The sequence below is a fragment of the Streptomyces sp. LaPpAH-108 genome, assembly GCF_000373625.1.
In the GTDB taxonomy this organism is placed as follows: Bacteria; Actinomycetota; Actinomycetes; order Streptomycetales; family Streptomycetaceae; genus Streptomyces.
Window position 1 is genome coordinate 58,459 of record NZ_KB891997.1, and the last position, 22,560, is coordinate 81,018.

The window sequence follows — 22,560 nt, forward strand, 5'->3', positions numbered from 1 at the left end:
GTTCGCGCGCGGTTCAGTCGGCCCGGCGGACCGCGCGCAGCAGGAAGTGATGCGGGGCGTCCTCGTAGCACGCCGGGTGCCAGCCCGTCGCGCGCAGGGCCGGGAGCAGATTGTTCTCGGTCAGCGGGTCGTCGGGGGCGAGGGGGCGGCCGTGGCGGGCGGCTCGTTCGGCGTGGCCGGAGGGGTGGAAGAGCAGCAGGACGCCGTCCGGGGCCGTGATCCGGGCCCATTCGCACAGCGCCCGGCGCGGGTCGGGGAGGTGGTTGAGCAGGCCCGCGCTGAAGACGCCGTCCACCGCCCCGGCCCGCAGCGGGAGGCGGCAGGCGTCGGCCAGGACCAAGTGGCCCTGGCCGCCCCGGCCTTGGCGCGCGGCGGCCGTCAGCATGGCGGGCGTGAGGTCGACACCGGCCACCACGCCCGCCGGGCCGACCTGGTCGCGCAGGGCGGGCAGCACCCGGCCGGTGCCGCAGCCCACGTCCAACACCCGCTGTCCCGGGCGCAGTTCCATCCGGTGGGCGGCGGCCGTGTACCGGGGGCCGTCGTCGGTGAACCGCTCGTCCCAGCTCGCCGCCCGCCGGGTGAAGAAGGCGCGCGTCGTGGTGTGTTCGGCCCGGTTCGCGACGAGGGTGGCGAAACGGTCGTACACGCCGTCGGCGTGCGGGACCTGGTGGAAGCGCAGGCCCCAGGCGGACGGGGTGATGCGGAGCACTCGTACGTCGGTCTCGTCGTGTGGGGTGCGGGAGTGGTCGGGGAGTGCGTGCTTCGCCGTATCGCCGTCGGCCGCCAGGGCCAGCAGCCGCGCCCCCGTCCCGAGGCCCAGCACCGGTACTTCGGCTTCCAGCGCGGCACGCAGCAGCGCCAGTTGGGCCGTGAGGCCGAGGGTGCCCGTCGGGCCGTCCAGCACCACCAGGGCGACCATGCCGTCCACCGTGTCCGGCAGCCGCTCGCCCGCCCAGGCGCGGCAGACCCGCACCGGCAGCCCGGTGGCGGCGAGCGCGGCGCCGATGGCGCAGGGGCTCTCCGCCGCTGTGTGTTCGACGATCTGGATCACGGCTCACCACCTCACGCGCGACCCGTACCCCGCCGGACAGCGGGGGCACAGCACGGGAACGGGTCTTCGTGCCTCTTGTCTGCCAGCCTATTACGGCCGCGAGGGTGGCGAATGCAAGGGGTAATGCGACGCGACGGGCTGTCACGGCTAGCTTGTGCGCGTACACGCACAGGACATAGCCGACCTCTCTCCGTGAGGAGCGCCATGAACGTGAGTATGCGCAATCAGATTCCCGGCACCGTCACCGACATCGCCCATGGCGAGGTGATGGCGACCGTGCGGGTGCGCCTCGACGGCGGTCAACGCCTCACGGCGGCGATCACCCTGGAGTCCGTCAAGGACCTCGGACTGGCCGAGGGGTCCGCCGTGCGGGCCATGATGAAGTCCACCGAGGTCGCGCTCGCCACCGGGCGGGTGGAGGGGCTGTCCATCCGCAACCAGCTGCCCGGCACGGTCACCAGCCTGGCCGTCGGCGGCGCGATGGCCACCGTGCGGGTCGCCGTCGACGGGGGCGAGCTGACGGCGGCGATCACCAAGGACGCGGTGGACGACCTCGGGCTGACGGCCGGATCGCCGGTCGTGGTGCTGATCAAGTCGACGGAGGTGTCGCTGGCCAGCGTGTGACGCGAGGCGGGCGAGGTGGGGCGGGGCGGGTTCTCGGCTCCGCCCCCTTCCCGGTCTCCCTTCCCGACCCCCACCTCGTGCCCCGCTCCACGGGAGCACTTACGCTGCTCTGGTAGGCAGCTGTGCCCCGGGGCACGGGCGGAGAGGGGACAACCACGTGGTCGGCAACGGACAAGGCGCCCCCGCCGACGTGCCCGAACGGATACCGCCCGGGCAGCGCCTCGTCCACGGCTGGCCCGTCTCGCACTACGGCTCCGTGCCCCGCTTCCGCCCCCAGCGCTGGAACCTGCGCGTCTTCGGCGCCACCGCCTCAGGCAAGGAGCAGCAGTGGCTGTTCGACGACCTGACCGCGCTCCCGCACACCACGGTGGTGGCCGACCTGCACTGCGCCACGGGCCCCACCTCCACCGACCACGAGTGGTACGGCATCCCCGCGCGCGCCGTCCTCGACCTGGTCCCGCCCGCGCCCGAGGTCAGCCATGTCATGGCCTGGGCGGAGTACGGTTACTCGGCCAACCTGCGCCTGTCCGACTTCGACGCCCCCGAGACGGTCCTGGCCACCCACCACAACGGCGAACCCCTCACCGCCGAACACGGCTTCCCGCTCCGCCTGGTCGTCCCCCACCTCTACGGCTACAAGAGCCCCAAATGGCTCCGCGCCATCGAATACCTCACCGAGGACCGCCGCGGCTTCTGGGAGGAACGCGGCTACCACAACATCGGCGACCCCTGGCGCGAGCAGCGGTACTCCCACCAGGAGGCGCCGGGGGAGGGGCCGTAGCCCCTGGGCCGGTCGTTGTCGGGCTCGTGGCTCGTCGTCAGCGGTGACGTGCCGGTCTGACGCGGCGGCGGGCCGCTGTGATGGTGGTGGCTCCTGTCAGGAGGAGGGCTGCTGCCAGGAGGGTTTCCGTGCGGGCGTCCGTGCCTGTGGCGGCGAGTTCGCCGGGCGTGGGGGCGGGGGTGTCGGTCGTCGGGGTGACCGGGGCGGGGGCCGTGGAGGTGTCCGACGGGGTCGGGGTGTCCGGGACCGTGCTGATGGTGGGGGTCGCGGTGGTGTCCGAGGCGGTCGGGGAGGGCTTCTTGGTGGGGGTCGGGGTGGGGGAGGCCGTGGGGGAGGGGGACTCCGGGGGCGGCGAGGTCTGCGTGGTGAGGGACAGGGTGCCGAAGGAGATGCCCGTCGAGCCGCCCAGGGCCTGGGTGGAGGCGCGGACGTCGGAGCCCTGCTGGCCGTCGGCGGCCACGTTGAAGCCGCCGTCGTCGTTCTGCTGACCGGCGAGGAAGGCGAGTGTCTTGGTGATCTGCGCCTGGTAGGTGTCCGCGTCCAGGCTGAGGCCCTGCACCGCCAGGCCCGCCGAGTTGGTGGAGTCGCCCGCCGCGCCGGGGAAACCGCCGTCCGCCTTCTGCTGCTTCGCGATCCAGGCGACGCCCTTCGCCACGGCGTCCGAGGCCGCCTCGTCGTCGGGGAGGAGCGCCAGGGCCATCACCGCCATCGCGGTGGAGTCCACGTCCGAGTCACCGGTGGAGGGAATCAGGCTCGGCCAGGAGCCGTTGGCGTTCTGGAGCTTCTTCAAGTACGCGACAGGGGCGGTCGCGTTCGAGTCGTCGCCGGCCCTCAACTGGGCCATCACACCCAGGGACTGGGAGAAGACGGACGGCGCGTAGGTGTACGCCCCCGGCGCCGCGCAGCTCGTGTCGGCCGTACTCGCCTCCGCGCAGACGGCCTTGTCCAGCGCCGCGATCAGATCCTGGCCGCCGAACGCGCGCGGGTCCTTCCCCGCCACCTCCGCGAGCAGCGCCTCCTTGCCGATCGCGCCACCGCTCGCGTACGACGTGCCGATGCCCGTCCAGTCGTTGACCGTACGGCCCGTGCCGTCGGTCTTCCGCTGGTCGAGGAAGTCCACGATCTTCGTGAAGGCCGCATCGTTCTTCCGCGTCGCGGCCAGCGCGTACGCCCCGTCGATCGTCAGCCCGAAGTCGGCGAACCCGCCGCCGAACGGCTCGTAGTAGTGCCCGTCGGTCAGCTGGGCCGGGGCGACCAGATAGGCGGTGCCCTTCTCCAGATCGGGCGTCGCGGCTCGTACGGCGGAGGCCCTGACCTGCGCGGTCGCGGATGCGGAGGGGGCCGCCGGGGTCAGCGTGTCGGCGTGGGCCGGGAGAGCCGATGCCCAGAGGGAGACCCCGGTCGCCGAGGCCAGCAGGAACGCGGTGGCGACGGCCGCGGTTCTCCCGCCGCCCGGTCTTCCGCTCGGAACTCGGTGCACGCTGGCCCCCTCGGTCGGCCGCGAGCGACAGCTGCGCGGAGGCGGGGTCCGGACCGGGGCACCCCGGAGGATCGCTCCACACCGCAGTCCTCGGCGGCGTCGGATCGTGTGACGGTCTCAGCGCAGGTGATCCGGCTCGCCCCTCTCCCGAGGGGCCCACGGTTGCGGGTCAGCGCCGGATTCCGACCGGCTTCCCCTGACCGCTGAAACGGAGAGCATCTCACCATGGCCGGGAGGTGTCGTCAACGCGTCACCCCGAGTCGGTAGTTGAGCGAGGGGAGCCGAGGCCGGTCGCCTCGGCTCCCGCCCGCCTCCTCAGTGCGCGCGCACCGAGTCCGGCGTGAACTTCGGCTTGCCGGTCGTCCCGTCGATGCTGGTCGAGCCGTAGACCCACGCCTCGACCTCACCGGCCTTCGGCTTGTCGCTCATGGCGCCGAGCGGGCTGTACGTCCAGGTCGACTGGCCCGCCGGGGCGATCCAGTAGGACCAGTAGGCGGAGGCGGGCGGGGTGAGCACGCAGGCGTCCTGCGCCGGGGTCGGGTACTGAGTCCCGCTGTTGAAGGCCGAGTTGCCGATCCGGCAGATGAAGGCGGGGCCGTCGTGCTGCGTACCGGCGGTCGTGAAGCCGCCGTTGTGCAGCAGGTTGTAGCCGGTGGTCGGATTGGCGTCGCAACCGCGCACCACCGAGCCGCCCCACGGCCCGAAGCCGACCGCGACGATCGCGCCCTTGGTCGGGGTGCAGCTGGACAGCGGATCGGCCGCCGCCGGGGTGGCCGCACCGGTCACGGCGGCTCCCGCCGCGGCCAGGGCGAGCGTGGCCGCGGCGAGCGCTCGCGGAACGGCACGTCCGGCAGCGGTACGTTCGGTGGCGTTCTTCATGACAGCCCCTCCAACTCGGCCGTGTACGACCGGGCGTGGGGGGTCGGCGGCGTACGGGCGAGCCCCGTGCGGCCTTCCGGTCCACGCCGCAGTCCGCGACGGCGCTTCGGTCCTGGCTCCAGCCCAGGTGCTCCGGCTCGCCCATCCGCGAATGGGCCTACGGTTGCGGGTCAGCGCCGGACTTCGACCGGCTTCCCCTGAGTGCTGAAGTGAAAGCGCGTCATGCGACCACGGCGGACCGGTTCGCGTCAATGGGGGACCGCACAGCCGGGGAGGCGTCGGCCGCTCCCGCTGTCATGTTCTTGACGGCCTTGTCGAATCGTGCTCAAATCCGCCTGAGAAGCAACAAGTTCCAGGGGAAGCCGGTCGAAAACCGGCGCTGACCCGCAGCCGTGGGCCCATCGGGAGATGGGCGAGCCGGAATGCCTGGAGCGAGATCAGAGAGCGACTGACGCCGTCGCGGACTGCGGCGTGGTGCGAACAGCTTCCGCACTCAGGGGATTTCGGCCCTGGGCGGGAGCTTTGAGCCACGTTTCCCCTGCGCCGGTCTCGACGCTGCGAGGGGGATGGCGGGCGATGGGCACAGCGGCGCACAGAGACACACGGAGGCGGGGCAGACTCGCCGGACTCTTCGCGGTACTCGGCCTCATGGCCGCCCTGCTCACCGTGACCGCCCCGCCCGCCGGCGCCGACCCGCAGGCCATGGGCCGCTGCACCACCACCTCCGGCGTCGTCCTCGCCGTCGACTTCAGCCACTGGGGCGGCCCGATCCTGCGCTCCTGCGGCACGACCCCCACGACCGGTTACGAGTTGCTGAACCAGGGTGGCTGGCGGACGGCCGGTACCGGCCACGACGGCCCGGCGTTCATCTGCCGTATCGGCTACAGCGGTTACCAGAGCGGCAGGCAGTATCCCACCCCCGCCGACGACGACTGCGTGCTCACCCCGCCCGCCTCGGCCTACTGGTCCTACTGGCACGCCGACCCCGGCGCCGACGACTGGACCTACAGCCAGCTCGGCGCGATGCTCTACCGCCCCAAGCCCGGCAGTGTCGACCTGTGGATCTTCGGCGGCACGAACATCGAGGGCACCCAGGGCCGCCCCAAGGTCAGCCCCGACCAGCTGCGTGCCCGCAACACCGCCCCGCAGGGCGACGGGGGTAAACCGGCCTCCACGGCGAAGGCGCCCCCGCTGCCGCCGGGCGTCGACACGGGACCGGCGCCGGAACGGCACTCCGGCCCGACGCAGCGCACCGCACCGGCCGCCCCGAAGCAGCCGACCGGGAAGCCCGCGAGCAAGCCCACGGCCGAGCACACGTCCAGGCCGAAGCCGTCGAAGAGCGCGAGCGCCACGCCGTCACCCACCGCCAGCCCCACCCCGGCCGTCTCCGCCAAGGCCGCGCCCACCACCCGCACCAAGGTCGTCGACGCGGCCCCCGCCGCCGACGCCGAACACGACTCCGGCTCGGTGCTGCCCGTCGCCGCCGCGGGTGGCCTTGTCGTCCTGATCGGCGGCGCTGCCGTGTTCGAGGCACGCCGTCGCCGCCGTACCGAGTGACCCCGATGGCCCGTACGACCGTCGCGGCGGCGCCCGCGTCTCCCGCTGACCCGGCGCCGGACCAGGGCGGACGGCGCCTGCCGCGCACCCTGCACCCGGTCGCCTGGTGGGTGTGGGCGCTGTCCCTCGCCACCGCCGTCAGCCGGACGAACAACCCGCTGCTGCTGTTCCTCGTGCTCGCCGTCCTCGGCTACGTCGTCACCGCGCGGCGCACCGAGGCGCCGTGGGCGCGCGGCTTCACGTACTACCTGTATCTCGCGCTCACGGTCGTCGCCATCCGCGTGGTCTTCCGGGCCGTGTTCGCCACCGGCATCACCCCGCACGACCACTTCCTGTTCTCCCTGCCGCACATCCCCACCCCCGACTGGTACGCGGGTATCCAGCTCGGCGGCCCGGTCTCGCTGGAGGCGCTGCTGTCGGCGGCCACCGACGGGCTGCGCCTCGCCTGCATGCTGTGCTGCATCGGCGCGGCCAACACCCTCGCCAACCCCAAACGCGCCCTGCGCGTGCTGCCCGGCGCGCTCTACGAACTCGGCGTGGCCGTCACCGTCGCGATCAGCGTCGCCCCGCAGCTCGTACAGAGCGTCCAACGCGTCTCCCGGGCGCGGAAGTTGCGCGCCGGACACACCAAGGGGACGAAGGCGCTGCGCGGCATCGCGGTCCCCGTCCTGGAGGACGCCCTCGAACGCTCCCTGCGCCTGGCCGCCGCCATGGACTCCCGGGGCTACGGCCGCGCGGGCACCGCCACCCGCCGCTCCCGGCGGATCACCGGTGCGCTGATGCTGCTCGGCATGTGCGGCCTGTGCGCCGGGGCCTACGGGCTGCTCGACGCCAGTGCGCCCGCGTTCCTGGGGCTGCCCGCGATGGGCGTGGGGGCCGTGCTGTGCGTGGCGGGGCTGCGGCTCGGCGGGCGCCGCGTCACCCGCACCACCTACCGGCCCGACCCCTGGCGGCTGCCCGAATGGGCCGTCGCGGGAAGCGGCGTACTGTCCGCCGTCCTCCTCTTCGGGAACCTCGGCTACGACCCGGCCCAGCTCAACCCCACCTATTATCCGCTGACTTGGCCCGGTCTCCCGCTCGTCCCGACCGCCGCGATCCTCCTCGCCGGTACGGCCGCCTTCGCCGCACCCCCGCCCCACCCGCTCCGGAAGGCCGCCCCCGCGTGATCACCTTCGACCAGGTCACCCTGCACTACGACGACATGCCCGAACCCGCCCTGCGGGACGTCGACCTCACCGTGGAGGAGGGCGAACTCTGCCTGGTCGTCGGGCACACGGGCGTCGGCAAGTCCACCCTGCTCGGCGCCGTCAACGGCCTCGTGCCGCACTTCACCGGCGGCACCCTGTACGGCCGCGTCACCGTGGACGGCCGCGACACCGCCCACCATCCGCCCCGCGAACTCGCCGACGTGGTGGGCGTGGTGGGCCAGGACCCGCTGGACGGCTTCGTCACCGACACGGTCGAGGAAGAACTCGCCTATGCCATGGAGCAGTTGGCGATCCCGCCCGCGACCATGCGCAAACGCGTCGAGGAGACCCTGGACCTGCTCGGCCTCGCGGACCTGCGCCACCGCGCCCTGCACGAACTCTCCGGCGGACAGCAACAGCGCGTCGCCATCGGCTCGGTGCTCACCGCGCACCCCCGCGTGCTCGTCCTGGACGAACCCACCTCCGCGCTCGACCCCACCGCCGCCGAGGAGGTCCTGTCCGCCGTCACCCGGCTCGTGCACGACCTCGGCGTCACCGTGCTCATGGCCGAACACCGCCTCGAACGCGTCGTGCAGTACGCCGACCGCGTCATCCACCTCCCCGGCGACGGCCGCGCCCGCATCGGCACGCCCGCCGACATCCTGCGCACCTCGTCCATCGCCCCGCCGATCGTGGAGCTGGGCAGGCTCGCGGGCTGGTCCCCGCTCCCGCTGTCCATCCGCGACGCCCGCCGCGCGGCAGCGCCCCTGCGCACCCGGCTCGCGGACGCGGTCCCGGACCCGGTCCGTACGCCCCCGGCCACCACCCCGGCCAGGCTGCTCACCGCGCGCGGCGTCACGGTCACCCACCGGGGCGTGCCCGCCGTCCGAGAGGCCGAACTCGACCTGAAAGCAGGGGAGGTGACCGCGCTGATGGGCCGCAACGGCTCGGGGAAATCCTCCCTGCTGTGGGCGTTGCAGGGCTCGGGACCGCGCCGCTCCGGCACGGTGAAGGTCGAGCACGCGGGCACCCCGGTCGATCCGCGCACCGTGCCCGCCGCACAGGCCAGACGCCTGGTCGGCCTTGTCCCGCAGACCCCCGCCGACCTGCTCTATCTGGAGAGCGTCAAGCAGGAACTCGACCAGGCGGACGCCGAGTCGGGCACGAAGGTACGGGCCCGTGAACTGCTCGACCGGCTCGCGCCCGGCATCGACGACACCACCCACCCCCGCGACCTCTCCGAGGGACAGAAACTCGCCCTCGTCCTCGCCGTCCAGCTCTCCGCCGCACCCCAGGTCGTCCTCCTGGACGAGCCGACCCGGGGCCTGGACTACCGGGCGAAGGAACAGCTCATCGCCGTCGTGGACGCGCTCGCCGCCGAGGGCCGTACCGTCGTCATCTCCACCCACGACGTGGAGTTCGCCGCCCGTGCCGCCGACCGCGTGATCGTCATGGCCGAGGGGGACATCGTGGCCGACGGCCCCACCGCCGAAGTCATCGTCTCCTCACCGGTGTTCGCCCCGCAGACGGCGAAGATCCTGGCACCCGCGCCCTTCCTGACGGTGCATCAAGTACGCGCTTTCCTGGGGGACTCGGCATGACGGCACACGCCATCCGGCTCACCCCGCGCGTGGGCGTGGTGATGGTCCTGGCCGCCTTCCTCGGAGTGGTCGCGTTCTTCTGGCCGTTCGTCGTCGCACCCGGCACCTTCGGCTCCAACTACGCACCCCCACTGATCTTCGGCGTCCTGCTGGTGCTGATCCTGTGCGTGGTGCTCTCGGAGATCGCGGAGGGCGGCATCGACTCCAAGGCGCTCGCCATGCTGGGCGTCCTGTCCGCCGTCAACGCGGCCCTGCGCCCCCTCGGCGCCGGTACGGCCGGGATCGAGACGGTCTTCTTCGTCCTGGTCCTCGCCGGGCGGGTCTACGGCCCCGGCTTCGGCTTCACCCTCGGCTGCACCTCCCTGTTCGCCTCCGCGCTCATCACCGGCGGAGTGGGGCCCTGGATGCCGTACCAGATGTTCGGCTGCGCGTTCGTCGGCATGCTCGCCGGGTTCCTGCCGCGCGCGAGCGGGCGCCGCGAGGTGCTGATGCTCGCCGTCTACGGCTCGCTCTCCGGCTATCTCTTCGGCTTCCTCCTCAACCTCTCCTTCTGGCCCTTCTCCCTCGACCCCAACAGCTCCATCGCCTACCTCCCCGGCCTCCCCTTCACCGAGCAGTGGCACCGCTACGTCGCCTTCGACCTCGCGACCTCCCTCGGCTGGGACACCGGCCGCGCCGTCACCAACTTCGTGTGCGTGCTCCTCGCGGGACCTGCGGTGCTCACGACGTTCCGCCGGGCCGCCCGCCGGGCGCGGTTCCGGGCGCCGGTACGCTTCGCCGCACCCGATCGCCCCTGACCGGCGCGACCACCGAAACCTGGAAGGAACCGACGAGATCATGCGAGGCATCGTGGCCCCCGGCCTGACGCAGGACAACCGATGAGCGGCGGCGAGGAGCCCGTACTGCCGCGCACCACCGGGCACGCCGGTCACCTCGTGCTCAACCGGCCCCGGGCGATCAACGCGCTGAACCACACCATGGTCCGGCTCATCGACGAAGCGCTCACCGCCTGGGAGGACGACCCGGCCGTCGAGACCGTCGTCATCACCGGCGCGGGGGAGCGCGGGCTGTGCGCGGGCGGCGACATCCGCGCCGTCCACGATGACGCCCGGGACGGCGACGGCACCGCCTCCGCCGCGTTCTGGCGCGACGAATACCGCCTCAACGCCCGCATCGCCCGCTACCCCAAGCCGTACGTCGCCGTCATGGACGGCATCGTCATGGGCGGCGGCGTGGGCATCTCCGCACACGGCAGCGTCCGGGTCGTCACCGAACGGTCCCGGGTCGCCATGCCCGAGACCGGCATCGGGTTCGTCCCCGACGTCGGCGGTACCTGGCTGCTCAGCCGTGCGCCCGGTGAACTGGGCACGCATCTCGCGCTCACGGGCCTCGCCGTCGGCGCGGGCGACGCGCTGCTGTGCGGGCTCGCCGACCACTACGTACCCTCCGACGCGCTCCCCGCCCTGCTGGACGACCTCGCCACGCTGCCCGCGAGGGAGGCCGTCACGCGGCACGTACGGACGCCCCCGGAGGGGGAGTCGGCCCGGCACCGCGAGTGGATCGACGCCTGCTACGGCGCCGACACGGTCGAGGAGATCCTGGACAGGCTCCTCGCACACGACGACCCCGCCGCGAAGGAGGCCGCGCAGACCCTGCTCACCAGGTCGCCCACCGCCCTGAAGGTCACCCTCGCCTCCATGCGGCGCGCCCGGCGGCTCGGCACCCTGGAGGAGGTCCTGGACCAGGAGTACCGCGTCTCCTGCGCGGGCCTGACCCGCTCCGACCTCGTGGAGGGCGTCCGCGCCCAGATCATCGACAAGGACCGCGACCCGCACTGGACCCCGGCCACCCTGGCCGAGGTCACCGACGCCGACGTGGAACGCTTCTTCGCGCCGCTCGGTGAGCGGGAGCTGGGGCTAGGCGGGGTGGACGGCCGGAAGGCGGGCTGATCCGGCCGGTGGCGGGGCCTTCCGGCTCCGCCGCCCTGACCGGACAGCCGCTTCACCGGCGCACGGGCCGCCCTTGGGCGTCCACCGGGACGCCGTCGACCACGAGCCGGTGATGGGGGCCGTCGACGGTGACCTTCGCGGCCATCGCCGCCGCCAGATCCAGGCGCTGCCAGCTGCCGCCGTCGCCCTCCTGGTCCAGGACGTGGCCCGAGGGCAGTCCGGTGGCGGCCAGCACCGTACGCCGCTGGCCGTCGGTCAGCGGCGGGAACGTGGTCAGCAGCAGGTCCTCCGCCCCCGCCGGCACCTTCGCGGGCGCACCGCTCGGGCCGATCCGCGGGAAGCCGTAGGTCAGCCGCTGGTGGTAGACGCTCAGCGCGCGGGACGTGGGCAGATAGGGGCGCTGGCCGTCGACGCACCGCGTGAGCGTGTCGCCCGCTCCCGCCTCCCGGCACTTGCGCGTCAGCACCGTCTCCAGCTCAGTCTTCGCCTCCTTGAGCAGGGTGCGGAACCCAGGGTCGGACCAGCGCAGTTGAGCGGTGTTCTCGCCGACCATGCGGCCGCCCATGATGTCGGTCGGGTAGTGGTACGCCAGCAGGATCCGGTTGTCGGCGTAGTCCGCGGTGCGCGCGAGGATCTGCGGGGCGAGCCGTGGCAGCAGCGTGGCGAGCACGATGCCCTGTGCGTAGGCGTGACTGGTGTGGCCGCTGGGGAAGGAGCCGTCCCCGGCGAGCCCGGCGTAACCGCCCGCCGAGTCCCACTGCTCGATCAGACCGCCGTCACCGGTGAAGCCCATCCGCACGAACGGCCGCTTGTACCGGTAGGTGTTCTTGGCCGTCTGGTACCAGTCCGCCGACGACGTGGCCGTGTGCTCGACGCGACCGCTCAACAGCGCCTGCGTCTTGGGGAGTTCACCGTTGCGGAGCGCCTGGGTGTACAGCCGCCCGACGGTGGCGCCGAGGCCGTCGGCCATCGTCCGGTACGGGCTGCCCGCGCCGTCGATCAGCGCCTCGTGCACCTGTGGATCGGTGGCGTCCGAGGGCGCGTTGTTGATGTCGGCCACGATCTTGTCGTCGAGCGCGGTGAGCTGGTCGTAGGTGGTGCCGCTGGGCAGTACGGCGTTGGGGCCCATCACCGACGGGGTGTTCGCCGCCTCGGTGAAGGAGCGCAGTGCCCAGGTGAAGTAGTCGCCTCCGCCTGGCGGGACCGGCAGGGTGTCGGAGGCGTAGGCGGTGCCGAGCCGGGCGGCCTCGAAGGGCAGCGAGTCCGTGGTCTGGGCCAGCTCCGGCAGCGCGAAGTAGGCGTCCGAACTGGTGCTGTTGCACTGGTGGACCTCCACCGCGAGCGTGTTGACCCCGGCGACCAGGTCGGTGACGGGCACGGCGAAGGTCCGACGGACCGGGTCACCGGCACCGGAGGCGCCACCGGGCGTCTGGTACTGGAGGTTCCGGGTGACGCTGTCGTCGTTCCAGCCCGCGACCCGGTGGCCGTTGACGTAGACGGTCGCCGTGTCGTCGAAGACCACCGATCCGACCAGACCGGTGAGCGTGTCCAGGGTGGAGCGGCCGAGGGTGAACGACGTACGGAAGAAGTACGCCTCGATGTCGTCGCCCGAGCCGTCGTCCTTGCGCAGGGCGAGCTTCGTCGTCACCGGGAAGCCGCTGCCGAGGTCGGTGCCGTCGCCCTTGACCCCGAACGGTCCGGCGGCGCTCTTCCACGGCACGCCCGTGGTGGCGGCACCGGTCCGGGTCCAGGCGGTACGGTCGGCGGCGCCCGCCGCCGGGTCGACATCCGCCGCGTCGAGATAGCTCCAGCTCGTGGAGGACGTCACGGCCGCGCGGCCGAGGCTGATGTCGTCCACCCAGCCGGACACGGTGGCACCGGCGGGCGCCGCCGGGTCGTCGTAGTCGAGCAGCACCTCGCGCACGCGCGCACCGGCCAGGGAACCGAGGTCGACCGTGACCCGGTTCCAGACGCCGGGGGTGAGGCTTGCGCCGTGGGCCACGGCGCCGAGCGGGCGTCCCGCGCTGTCGCGCAGGGCACGCTGAGCGGTCAGGCGGCGCACATGGCGGCCGTGCGCGTCCGTGTAGACGACGTCCACGGCGGCGTGGGCCGAGGCGGCGTCGGTCGGCCGGATCGCGTAGCCGAAGGTGGCCCCCGGCCCGACCGGCACGTCGAGCCCGGAGCGCAGCACCACCCGGGAGTGCGCATGACCCCGGGCGAGCACCCGGCCCGCATAGCGCAGGGCCGACGTGCCGTCCGCCGCGCCGACCGACTGGGCGTCCTCGACGGACACGCCCAACGCGGCGGCGGCGGTGCCTGCGGAACTGCGCAGGGTCCAGTCGGCGAGTTGCACCTTGGCGGCGTCCCCCGTCGAACCGTCGCACCGGTCCGCGCAGTTGTCGGTGATCCGCAGCTGGTAGTAGCGGTACGCGGCAGGGTGGCCGATTCCGTAGAACTCCGTCTGGGCCCGCGCCCCGAAGCGGCGGTCCTGCCGGGTGTCGAGCACGGTCCAGGACGTGTCGTCGGCGTTCCCCGCAGCGGCGGGGCTGTTGCTGCCGAGCACGGTCCAGTCGGCGGGATCGCGCGGTGGCGCGTCGTTGCCGGAGGTCAGCGAGTAGGCGGTGACGGCGGTGGCCCGTTCGAGGGTGTAGACGGCGGACACGGGGTGGCTCACGGACGGTCTGCCGCTGCCCGCGGCGTACCACTTGGTGGAACTGTCGTCGTCCGCGAGGCGCGTGACGTTCTCGGTCGGACTGGTGCTGTTGGCGAAGCCTGAAGTGACCTTCTGGACGGTGGAGTTGACCTTCGTGGTCTCGCCGCGCAGGTGCGCGGTGGCGCCGTCGGCGGGGAAACCGGCCGGTCGCGCGGTGCCCGGCTCGAAGGACGTGGCCCAGTAACCGCCCACGTCACTCCCGGCGTTGACGCCCGTGCTCGTTGCCGTCGCATCGGGGGCGGCGGCGTGGGCGTACGGGGTGCCGAGCACGGTCAGCAAGCCGGACGCGGCGAGCACCGCGATCCGTCGGCAGCCTGAGCGGAGCAGACGCACGGGGCGTTCCCTTCGTCGGAGAAACGGGGCGCGCGGGGCGGGTTCGGGCCGGGAGGGACCGAGGACGGGCGTCCGCCCTTCAGGGAGACAACGTTGTCAGGTGCGGTGACGGGTTCCAGGGGACCGGAAGGTGGTGAGCATGTCAAGAGGGTGGGCGGTGGGCCCAGGTCGCGCGGGGTCGCCCCGACTCGGACTCGGACCCGGGCTTGGTCTCGGCGCGGGCGGCGGAGGCGGCCCCGGCGCGGGCGGTGGAGGCGATCCCGGTCGCCTCCACCGCCCGGCTGCCGGAAAGGGCCGGTCAGGGTGTGCCGGTCACGACGCGCTCAGCTCGTCGCGGACCGTGCGGGCCGCGAGGACCAGGTGCTCCAGAGAGGCGCGGGTCTCGGGCCAGCCACGGGTCTTCAGCCCGCAGTCGGGGTTGACCCACAGGCGTTCGGCGGGGATGGCCTTCAGGCCCGCGCGGAGCAGGTCGGCGGCCTCCTCGGTGCTCGGGATGCGCGGGGAGTGGATGTCGTAGACGCCGGGTCCGGCCTCGCGCGGGTAGCCGTGGGCGGCGAGTTCGCGGGCGACCTGCATATGGGAGCGGGCGGCCTCCAGACTGATGACGTCGGCGTCGAGGTCGTCGATGGCCTGGACGATGTCCCCGAACTCGGCGTAGCACATGTGGGTGTGGATCTGGGTGTCCGGACGGACCCCGCTGGTGGTGAGCCGGAACGCCTCGGTGGCCCAGTCCAGGTAGGCGGGGCGGTCGGCGGCGCGCAGCGGCAGCGTCTCACGCAGGGCGGGCTCGTCGACCTGGATGACGGAAGTGCCCGCCGCCTCAAGGTCGTTGACCTCGTCGCGCAGGGCGAGCGCCACCTGTCGCGCGGTGTCGCCGACGGGCTGGTCGTCGCGGACGAAGGACCAGGCGAGCATGGTGACCGGCCCGGTGAGCATGCCCTTGACCGGGCGGTCGGTGAGTGACTGGGCGTACGTGGTCCAGCGCACGGTCATCGGCTCGGGGCGGGAGATGTCGCCTGCGAGGATCGGCGGGCGGACGTAACGGGTGCCGTACGACTGCACCCAGCCGTGCTGGGTGGCGAGGTAGCCGGTCAGCTGCTCGGCGAAGTACTGCACCATGTCGTTGCGTTCGGCCTCGCCGTGCACCAGGACGTCGATGCCGGTCTTCTCCTGGAAGGCGATGACTTCCTGGATCTCGGCCTTGATGCGCTCCTCGTATCCGGCGGTGTCGATGCGGCCGGTGCGCAGGTCGGCGCGGGCGGTGCGCAGTTCGGGGGTCTGCGGGAACGATCCGATCGTGGTCGTCGGGAGCAGCGGCAGCCCGAGATGCGCGCGTTGCGCGGCCGTGCGTTCGGCGTACGGCTGGGAGCGGCGGGCGTCCGTCTCGGTGACGGCGGTGGCGCGGGCCCGGACGGCGGGGTCGTGGGTGATGGGGGAGGTGGCCCGGGAGGCCAAGTCGGCACGATTGGCGGCGAGTTCGGCGGAGATGGCGCCGGTGCCGTGGGTGAGGCCCTTGGCGAGGGTGGCGATCTCGGTGGTCTTCTGGCGGGCGAAGGCCAGCCAGCGCAGGATCTGCGGATCGATCTCCCGCTCGGCGGTCGCGTCGAGCGGGACGTGCAACAGGGAGCAGGAGGCGGCCACGTCGACGCGGTCGGCCAGACCGAGCAACGTACCCAGGGTGGCCAGGGACTTGGCGAGATCGTTGATCCAGATGTTGCGGCCGTCCACGACACCGGCGACCAGACGCTTGCCGGGCAGTCCGCCGACGGCGGCCAGGTCCTCCAGGTTGCCCGCGCTGGTGAAGTCGAGTGCGAGGCCGTCGACGGGTGCCTTGGCCAGCACGGGCAGGGCGTCGCCGAGCCGGTCGAAGTACGAGGCGACCAGGAGCTTGGGCCGGTCGGTGAGGGCGCCCAGCTCGCGGTACGCGCGCTCGACCGCGTTCAGCTCGGCCGGAGTGCGGTTCTGCACCAGGGCGGGCTCGTCGAGTTGGACCCATTCGGCACCGGCCGCGCGCAGGTCGGCGATCACTTCGGCGTACACGGGGAGCAGCCGGTCCAGCAGGGTGAGCGGTTCGAAGTCGGCGGGGGCGCCGGGTGCGGGCTTGGCCAGCAGAAGGTACGTGACCGGGCCGACGAGGACGGGACGGGCGGTCAGGCCCAGGGCGAGGGCTTCCTTGAACTCGGCCACCTGCTTGGCGGAGTTGGCGGTGAAGGCGGTGTCAGGGCCCAACTCGGGGACCAGGTAGTGGTAGTTGGTGTCGAACCACTTGGTCATCTCCAGCGGGGCGACATCCTGGGTGCCGCGCGCCATCGCGAAGTAGCCGTCCAGGGCGTCGGCTTCGACGGCGGCGCGGTGCCGCTGCGGGATCGCGCCCACCATGACGCTGGTGTCCAGGACGTGGTCGTAGTACGAGAAGTCGCCGGTGGGCACCTCGTGGATGCCGGTGTCGGCGAGCTGCCGCCAGTTGGTCCGGCGCAGTTCGGCGGCCGTGTCCTTCAGGGCGTCGGCGGTGACGCGGCCCTTCCAGTAGCCCTCGATGGCCTTCTTCAGTTCCCGGTGCCGGCCCTGGCGGGGGTAGCCGTACACGGTGGCCCGTGCTGCCGCGGCTGCGGACTTGCTGGTCACGGAGATCTCCTTCGCGAGATGAATCCCTGAGATCCCGGGGACACCACGAGCACGCGAAGGGGCGACGGACCGCACGGCAACCGCCGTCCGATCGTCTGCGCCGACCCGCCCTCGAGGTCACCGGGATACCGCGCACGAGCGTTCGCGCGCGGGCAGTCGGCAGGTCTTCGGACTCGCGGGCACGCCCTCCTCGTACCGGAGGACACCTACTGGCCGTCGCTTCCCAGGCCCGCTCGGACCCAGTGCGTATGACGGCGGTCGTTCCCGCTCACCGCTGCGGGGCAGTCCCGGATTTTCACCGGGTTCCCTCTTACGACGGCCCCGCCTGGCGGACGGGTCGAACCAGCTGCACGGGTCAGCCTAGGGGGCCGATCAGGGAAAAGGGGAGTCACGTCCACCATTCGGATGGCCGTGGGGAGGGAGACCGCCTCGGCGTCGTACGGGAAGCGGGGAGCGCCGTCAGCGCCTCGGCGGCGGAAAGGCGTACAGCCCCAGGATCTCCGGCAGCGGCGCGATGCCCGGACCTCCGGCCCGTACCCACTCGGTGATGTCCTCGGTCGCGGCGGGGTCGTTCACGAGGCCCAGCCAGACCGGTCGGCCCCCGGCCGCTCGCCCGGCGGCCGAGGGCTGGACGACGATGACGTTGGCCCGCTCGCACGCGTCCAGGCACTCCGAGACGCGCACGGGCACCTCGGCACGCAGCCGCGCGGTCTGCGCCGCGTGGTCCACCCCGGGCACCTTGGCGGTGCCGCAGCAGCAGTCCCGGCACACGACCACCCGGCACGGCACGGGCTGCCCCGGGGCGCTCCCGCCTCCGGCCGGTGCCTCGGACACGCTCGACCACCCCTCTCCCCGCTCACTCCCGATCATGATCGCAGAACGAGGAGAGGTCCAGGCCCGGCGCAGGCCCGGCTCCGACCACCGGGGCCACCGAGTACGGCAGTTGTCGTACGGTGTCTGCTCCTGCTCCCTCCGTTCCGCCTACCGGCGGGGCCGGGTGACGAACACGTCCGAGACCTCGTTGGTGTCGCCAGGCACCAGGTCGTCGGCGGTGGAGGTGAAGACGGCCGCGTCGCCGGTGCGGGTGACCGAGCCGGGGAGTGCGGTGGCGGACGCCGTCGGGGCGATCGTGCGCTCGCGGCCGGTGCGTAGGTCGCGCAGGACCAGGGAGTCGCCGTCGGTGAGCAGGATATGCCGCAGTGAGCCGTCGCCCGCTGCGGCGGGGCCGTCGGCGAGCCGGCGGACCCGGTCGGTGCGGAGGTCACGCAGATGGGCGACCCACGTCCCGTCCGCTGCCTGGACGTTGAACAGCACACGGTGACCGTCGGCGGAGAGCTGGACCAAGTGAGCCGGAGTGCCGGTGTCGACACGACGGGTCGTTCCGGTACGGCGGTCCCGCACATGGATCTGGCCCTCGCCACTGCTCGTGACCACGCCGTACGCGACACTGCGGCCCTTCGCATCGAGCGCGACCCCGCTGACCATGGAGTCACGGTCCAGCCTGACGATCTGATCGTCCGCGCCGGTGACCAGATCACGCACGTAGAGCACTCCCGCGTACTCCAGCCCGTGCCGGTTGCCGAGCGTGTACGCGACGCTCCGGCCGTCACCGCTGATGGCCGCCGTCTCACCCAGCTCGTACGCATCGCCCTCGGCGGGCCACAGCTGCCGCGTCTCGCCGGTCACGCGGTCGTAGACGTACGGCTTCGGATAGCGGTTGCCGTCGGAGTACGCGATCCGGCGACCGTCGGCACTGAGCCCGATGAGCGTGGTGTACACCAGGTTCTCCGGCACCTGGCTGAGCCTGCCGCTGCGCAGGTCCTTGAGATACAGCAACTTGTCGATACCGCCCGCGGGGTCGCCGCTCAGGAACGCCGCGTACCGCCCGTCGGCGCTGACGACCCCACTCGCCGACGCCTTCGCCAGCTGCACCCCGTCCGGCCCCGTGCTGACCCGCTCGACTCTCACCCCGGTCGAATGAGCAGGAGCCGCCACCGCACTCCCCGCCCCCGCGAACACCAGCACCCCCACCAAGCACACCCGCACACCACGGAACACGCTTTCCCCCCACCCCCTGCGTCCTCGGCCCCTCGCCGAAGACCCCCGCTGGATGGAACCGCACCCCTGACTCACGGGTCAACCAGCCGAATTGCGTACAACCCGGGTACGAGATCGCGCGTCCGCGTGAGGCGTCCGACCGGCGCCTGACCCCACCCCGTACGGGGGCGTCGGCCCCCTCACCGAAGAGCCCCGGCACCCTCGCCCCATGTGTCCTCCCCACACACCCCCGAGTCGCCGGGCGCGAACCGCGGTCGCGCGGCACCATGGTCTGGACGACGGCGCGGGTGTGTGCCGCGTCGGGCAGTGGAGTGCCGGAGTACTCGGAGGAGGGCACGGTGGCCGGTCATCCCGGGCAGAAACCTCGGATCGTCGTGGGCGTGGACGGCTCGGAGTCGTCCACGCGGGCGCTGCGCTGGGCCCTCCGCCAGGCGGAGACGACGGGCAGCACGCTGGAGGCGGTGACCGCCTGGGAGTTTCCGCAGATGTACGGCTCGCTCGGCTGGATGCCGCCCACGGGCGCGGAGGCCGACTTCCAGCGCGTGGCCGAGCAGATCGTCGCCGAAGCGCTGGCGGAGGCGGCGGGACCGGAGCCCACGGTGGACATCGTCACCAAGGTCGCCTACGGCACCCCGGCCGGTGTCCTGCTCGACGCCGCCGACGGCGCCTCCCTCCTCGTCGTCGGCAACCGAGGCTACGGCGGCTTCACCGGCGCCCTCCTCGGCTCGGTCAGCCAGCACTGCACCCAGCACGCCACCTGCCCGGTCGTCATCGTCCGGCCCACCACGGAGGTGCCGGAGTGACCTCGCGAATCGGCCGTCCCGGCAGCAGACCGAACGGCTTGCGACCACACCTGATCGCACCCGCCACATCCCTACGCCTACTCGATGGATCACCGCACGTGAAATAGCCTTGCCGTCGGCGGAGTTGGTGAGCCCCGGTCGCTCGGGGCGAGACGGAGGGGGCCAGTGTGACGGCGGTGTTCGTCGACCGGGAGGACAGTCTCGATGTGCTGGGCAGTGTCGCGACACGGCTCGCGGAGGGCGTCGGCAGCGTCCTGATCATCGAGGCGGACTCCGGCATGGGAAAGACCTCCTTGCTCGCCGAGTTCCGCCGCAGGACGGCGGGCGGACCGTGCCGGACGGTACTGGTGAGCTGCATGCCAGGTCTGGGCACCGGACGCGAGTACGGCCCCTTCCTCGATGCCCTGACCGAGCTGAGCACCGTCCCACGGCCGGGACAGCGCCGGTCACGCTGGGCCCGCGCGGTGGGCCGAGGGGCGCTCGCCGCCGCGCCCACCCTGCTGTCCGCCGTCGTCCCCGGGTTCGGGGAGCTGTTTTCGGCGGGCCGTTCGGCGGCGGAGGCCAGTGTGACCACCGGGTCCATCCCCGGTGACAGCCTCGGACCGATCCGGGCGACCATGACGCGGCAACTCGTCAACGCCCTGCTGGAGGAGGCCCGCGACGGCGGACCCCTCCTGCTGCTCATCGACGACATGGAGTGGTGCGACGAGGAGAGCCTGGAACTCCTGCACACCCTCCTGCCCTCGCTCGACGGCGAACCGCTCGCCCTGGTGCTCAGCCTGGGCGCGTTCGCGTCGGCCACACCTCGCGGCGCGATGCTCGAGCAGGTGCTCGAGGAATGGGAGACCCGCTACAACCTGCTCGTGGCCCGCCACCGGGTGCCACCCCTTCCGGACTGGGCCGTGGGCGAACTGGTACGGCTGCGCCTGCCGAGCCAGCCCGTGCCGACCGTGTTCGCCAAGCGGCTGACGGACGTCACCGGCGGACGGCCGGTGTTCGTCGAGCAGTGCCTCAAGCTGTGGCAGCCCGGCGACGGAGCCGAGGTACCCCTCCCGAAGAAATTCCCCCATGCCGTGGCCGACCGGTTCAAGCGCATCGACCCCGACGTACGGGAACTGCTCGTCGTCGGCGCCACGATGGGCGAGTTCTTCTTCTCCCACACCCTGGCGGAGGTCACCGGACTGCCGCAGACCCGTGTGCAGGATCTGCTTCTCCAACTGGAGCGCCGACACGGGATGATCCGTGAGCGACGGCGCGCGGACATGCCCCGCTGGGCGCGCGCCCTGCACATCGACTGGTACGACTTCGAGCACCGGGCCCTTCAGGCGTGTGTCCGCGAAGAACAGCTCGAGGGAGCGCGGTTGCTGCGGCACAGCCGTATCGCCGACGCCCTCGGGAAGATCCCGCGCACGGGCGACGAGCTGCCGTACGAGATGCGTGTCCTCATCGCCGATCAGCTGAGTGCCGCAGGCCCCGCGCGCGCCGCCGAGAGTGCAGCCGCCTACTACGCCCTGGCCCGTTCGGCCGTCGTGGAGGACCTGTCGTTCAGCCAGGCGGAGAGATACTGCCAGTCCGCCCTGGACAGTGCGCGAGAACTGCCCGAAGGCAGCCCGGAACGCGATCGCAGGCTCGTGGACGCGATCGAACTCCTGCTCAGCATCACGGAAGTGCGCTGGAAGGGGAGCCAGGGCAGCGCCGACACACCCGGCATCGACGCCCTGGCCGCGGAGGCCGAGGCAGCGGCCCATCGCCTGGACGACCCGTTCCTGATCGCACGGACCACCCTGCTGCGCGGCAAGACACTGCTCGCGGTGAAGGGGCTGCACCCCTCGCTCGTGAAACTGGAGGAAGCGGTGGAGCGCGCCCGCGCGTGCGGCCCCGGCGGCAACCGCGCACTCTTCGTGGCCCTGGTCGAATACGGTCGTCAGTTGCCCAAGCGCGATCTTGAAGCCGGTCTCCGTGTACTCCTCGAAGCCGAGGAGCTGTACGCGTCGGCGCCCGGCCTGGGCGACACCGCCGATCCGGTACTCCAGCACGCCCGGAACCTGAACGAGATGCAGATCGGGGTGAACCTTTTCGACGCGGGCCGCTTCGGCGAGGCCTTGCAGCGCCTCGACCGGTGCGTCGACCGGCTCCGCTCCGAGCGGTACCGGGTCGAACTGCCGATCGCGCTGAACTACCTGGCCCAGTTGTCCATCGCGCTCGGCTCGGAGGAGCGGGCGGAATCCCTGCTCGGCGAGGCGATGCGGTTCGAAGAGGGACACGGGTACGGCCTCAGCGGCTGGCACGCCTACAACAACGCCCTGGTGGCACTGATCGCCTCCCGTACGCCCGCCCGGGCGGAGGAAGCCGTCCGCCGTGCCAGGGACGCGTGGGCCGAGACGCAGCAGACCTGGCTGGTGAATCTGGTACCGATCGTGCGCAACCTGTACGCCGAAGTTCTCCTGACCGTGGACAGGGAACACCGGCTCGCGCTCCAGCTGATCGACGACACTCTCGTGGAGACGGCGGAGACCGGCATGGACCGGAGCCGGATCGCGGCGCACTCCCTGCGCGGCAGACTGCATCTGCTCGAAGGCCGCCCCGAGGAGGCCGCAGAGGACGCCCGTATGGCGCTGGCCGTTCTCGAGGAACGCGGCACGATGCCGGCGCTGCGCACGGAGGAAGTCCTCTACGAGGCACACCGCGCGCTGACCGCCGCGGACGCCCACGCGGAGGCGGCCGGACTGCTCGAACGCGCGCGGGACGAGGTGCTGCGCAAGGCCGACGGCATCGACGGCCCGGAAGCACGCGAGCGGTTCCTCACGGGTGTGCCGCTCAACCGCGCCCTGCTCGCCGCCACCGGCGAGTACCGGGCCGAAGATCCCGGAGTTACAGTGCCTGATCAGGGCGAACCCCGCACGGGGGAGTAGCGGAGGG

General features: G+C 72.4%; 15 protein-coding genes, 1 pseudogene and 4 riboswitches. Of the genes and pseudogenes, 9 read left to right on the plus strand and 7 right to left on the minus strand.

Going from position 1 to position 22,560, the window contains the following annotated elements; genetic code table 11:
* Positions 1-13 precede the first annotated feature (13 nt).
* On the minus strand, positions 14-1,051 hold the full coding sequence (locus B079_RS34290; protein ID WP_018548564.1) for a methyltransferase domain-containing protein: 1,038 nt from the start codon (positions 1,049-1,051) through the stop codon (positions 14-16).
* Between the two features lie 204 nt (positions 1,052-1,255).
* Between B079_RS34290 and B079_RS0124895 the strand changes: the two genes are divergently transcribed.
* Positions 1,256-1,675 (plus strand): TOBE domain-containing protein, encoded by a 420-nt coding sequence (locus B079_RS0124895; protein WP_018548565.1) that lies wholly within the window; start codon positions 1,256-1,258, stop codon positions 1,673-1,675.
* A 157-nt stretch (positions 1,676-1,832) separates the two neighbouring features.
* Entirely contained in the window at positions 1,833-2,456 is a 624-nt protein-coding gene (locus B079_RS0124900) for a sulfite oxidase-like oxidoreductase (protein ID WP_018548566.1), read from the plus strand.
* A 37-nt stretch (positions 2,457-2,493) separates the two neighbouring features.
* Here the strand turns inward: B079_RS0124900 and B079_RS36080 are convergent, their stop codons facing one another.
* On the minus strand, positions 2,494-3,936 hold the full coding sequence (locus B079_RS36080) for a prenyltransferase/squalene oxidase repeat-containing protein (RefSeq protein WP_018548567.1): 1,443 nt from the start codon (positions 3,934-3,936) through the stop codon (positions 2,494-2,496).
* 103 nt (positions 3,937-4,039) lie between these two features.
* A riboswitch (cobalamin riboswitch) is annotated at positions 4,040-4,165 on the minus strand.
* 92 nt (positions 4,166-4,257) lie between these two features.
* Positions 4,258-4,815: pseudogene (locus B079_RS32705) on the minus strand (peptidase); the annotation flags it as partial.
* Positions 4,816-4,941: 126 nt separating this feature from the next.
* Positions 4,942-5,012, minus strand: a riboswitch (cobalamin riboswitch).
* Positions 5,013-5,171: 159 nt separating this feature from the next.
* Positions 5,172-5,242, plus strand: a riboswitch (cobalamin riboswitch).
* A gap of 221 nt (positions 5,243-5,463) precedes the next feature.
* Between B079_RS32705 and B079_RS0124910 the strand changes: the two are divergent.
* From B079_RS0124910 to B079_RS0124930, 5 genes are all read left to right on the plus strand, one after another.
* Positions 5,464-6,372, plus strand: coding sequence for a hypothetical protein (locus B079_RS0124910; RefSeq protein WP_018548569.1), 909 nt, complete (start codon positions 5,464-5,466; stop codon positions 6,370-6,372).
* 5 nt (positions 6,373-6,377) lie between these two features.
* A complete protein-coding gene (locus B079_RS0124915) occupies positions 6,378-7,538 on the plus strand; it encodes an energy-coupling factor transporter transmembrane component T (RefSeq protein ID WP_018548570.1) in 1,161 nt (386 codons plus the stop codon).
* The gene (locus B079_RS0124920; RefSeq protein WP_018548571.1) at positions 7,535-9,160 is read left to right on the plus strand and encodes an ABC transporter ATP-binding protein; all 1,626 of its coding nucleotides are present in this window, start codon (positions 7,535-7,537) and stop codon (positions 9,158-9,160) included. The genes B079_RS0124915 and B079_RS0124920 overlap by 4 nt, the downstream gene beginning before the upstream one ends.
* Positions 9,157-9,957 (plus strand): ECF transporter S component, encoded by an 801-nt coding sequence (locus tag B079_RS0124925; protein WP_018548572.1) that lies wholly within the window; start codon positions 9,157-9,159, stop codon positions 9,955-9,957. Before B079_RS0124920 ends, B079_RS0124925 begins: the two co-directional genes overlap by 4 nt.
* 81 nt (positions 9,958-10,038) lie before the next feature.
* Entirely contained in the window at positions 10,039-11,109 is a 1,071-nt protein-coding gene (locus B079_RS0124930) for an enoyl-CoA hydratase/isomerase family protein (protein WP_018548573.1), read from the plus strand.
* Between the two features lie 52 nt (positions 11,110-11,161).
* Here B079_RS0124930 and B079_RS0124935 read toward each other — a convergent pair whose 3' ends face one another.
* The 4 genes from B079_RS0124935 to B079_RS0124950 form a co-directional block, all read right to left on the minus strand.
* Complete coding sequence (locus tag B079_RS0124935) at positions 11,162-14,155, minus strand: acid phosphatase (protein WP_018548574.1); 2,994 nt, start codon at positions 14,153-14,155, stop codon at positions 11,162-11,164.
* 312 nt (positions 14,156-14,467) lie between these two features.
* Positions 14,468-16,780, minus strand: a complete 2,313-nt coding sequence (gene metE / locus B079_RS0124940; protein ID WP_018548575.1) for a 5-methyltetrahydropteroyltriglutamate--homocysteine S-methyltransferase — start codon at positions 16,778-16,780, stop codon at positions 14,468-14,470.
* A gap of 161 nt (positions 16,781-16,941) precedes the next feature.
* Positions 16,942-17,093: riboswitch (cobalamin riboswitch) on the minus strand.
* A gap of 146 nt (positions 17,094-17,239) precedes the next feature.
* Entirely contained in the window at positions 17,240-17,614 is a 375-nt protein-coding gene (locus B079_RS0124945) for a hypothetical protein (protein ID WP_086022419.1), read from the minus strand.
* A 147-nt stretch (positions 17,615-17,761) separates the two neighbouring features.
* A complete protein-coding gene (locus B079_RS0124950; protein ID WP_018548577.1) occupies positions 17,762-18,748 on the minus strand; it encodes a TolB family protein in 987 nt (328 codons plus the stop codon).
* A 428-nt stretch (positions 18,749-19,176) separates the two neighbouring features.
* Here B079_RS0124950 and B079_RS0124955 point away from each other — a divergent pair, with 428 nt between their 5' ends.
* Together B079_RS0124955 and B079_RS32710 are read left to right on the plus strand one after the other, a co-directional pair.
* Positions 19,177-19,641, plus strand: a complete 465-nt coding sequence (locus B079_RS0124955) for a universal stress protein (RefSeq protein ID WP_026249059.1) — start codon at positions 19,177-19,179, stop codon at positions 19,639-19,641.
* A gap of 167 nt (positions 19,642-19,808) precedes the next feature.
* On the plus strand, positions 19,809-22,553 hold the full coding sequence (locus B079_RS32710; RefSeq protein WP_018548579.1) for an ATP-binding protein: 2,745 nt from the start codon (positions 19,809-19,811) through the stop codon (positions 22,551-22,553).
* The last annotated feature ends 7 nt before the right edge of the window (positions 22,554-22,560 follow it).

Excerpts from the sequence above, each read along its gene's own strand:
- B079_RS0124895 (WP_018548565.1), top strand. The coding sequence starts at position 1,256 with ATGAACGTGAGTATGCGCAATCAGATTCCCGGCACCGTCACCGACATC.
- B079_RS0124910 (WP_018548569.1), top strand. The coding sequence starts at position 5,464 with ATGGCCGCCCTGCTCACCGTGACCGCCCCGCCCGCCGGCGCCGACCCG.
- B079_RS0124915 (WP_018548570.1), top strand. The coding sequence starts at position 6,378 with ATGGCCCGTACGACCGTCGCGGCGGCGCCCGCGTCTCCCGCTGACCCG.
- B079_RS0124925 (WP_018548572.1), top strand. The coding sequence starts at position 9,157 with ATGACGGCACACGCCATCCGGCTCACCCCGCGCGTGGGCGTGGTGATG.
- B079_RS0124930 (WP_018548573.1), top strand. The coding sequence starts at position 10,039 with ATGAGCGGCGGCGAGGAGCCCGTACTGCCGCGCACCACCGGGCACGCC.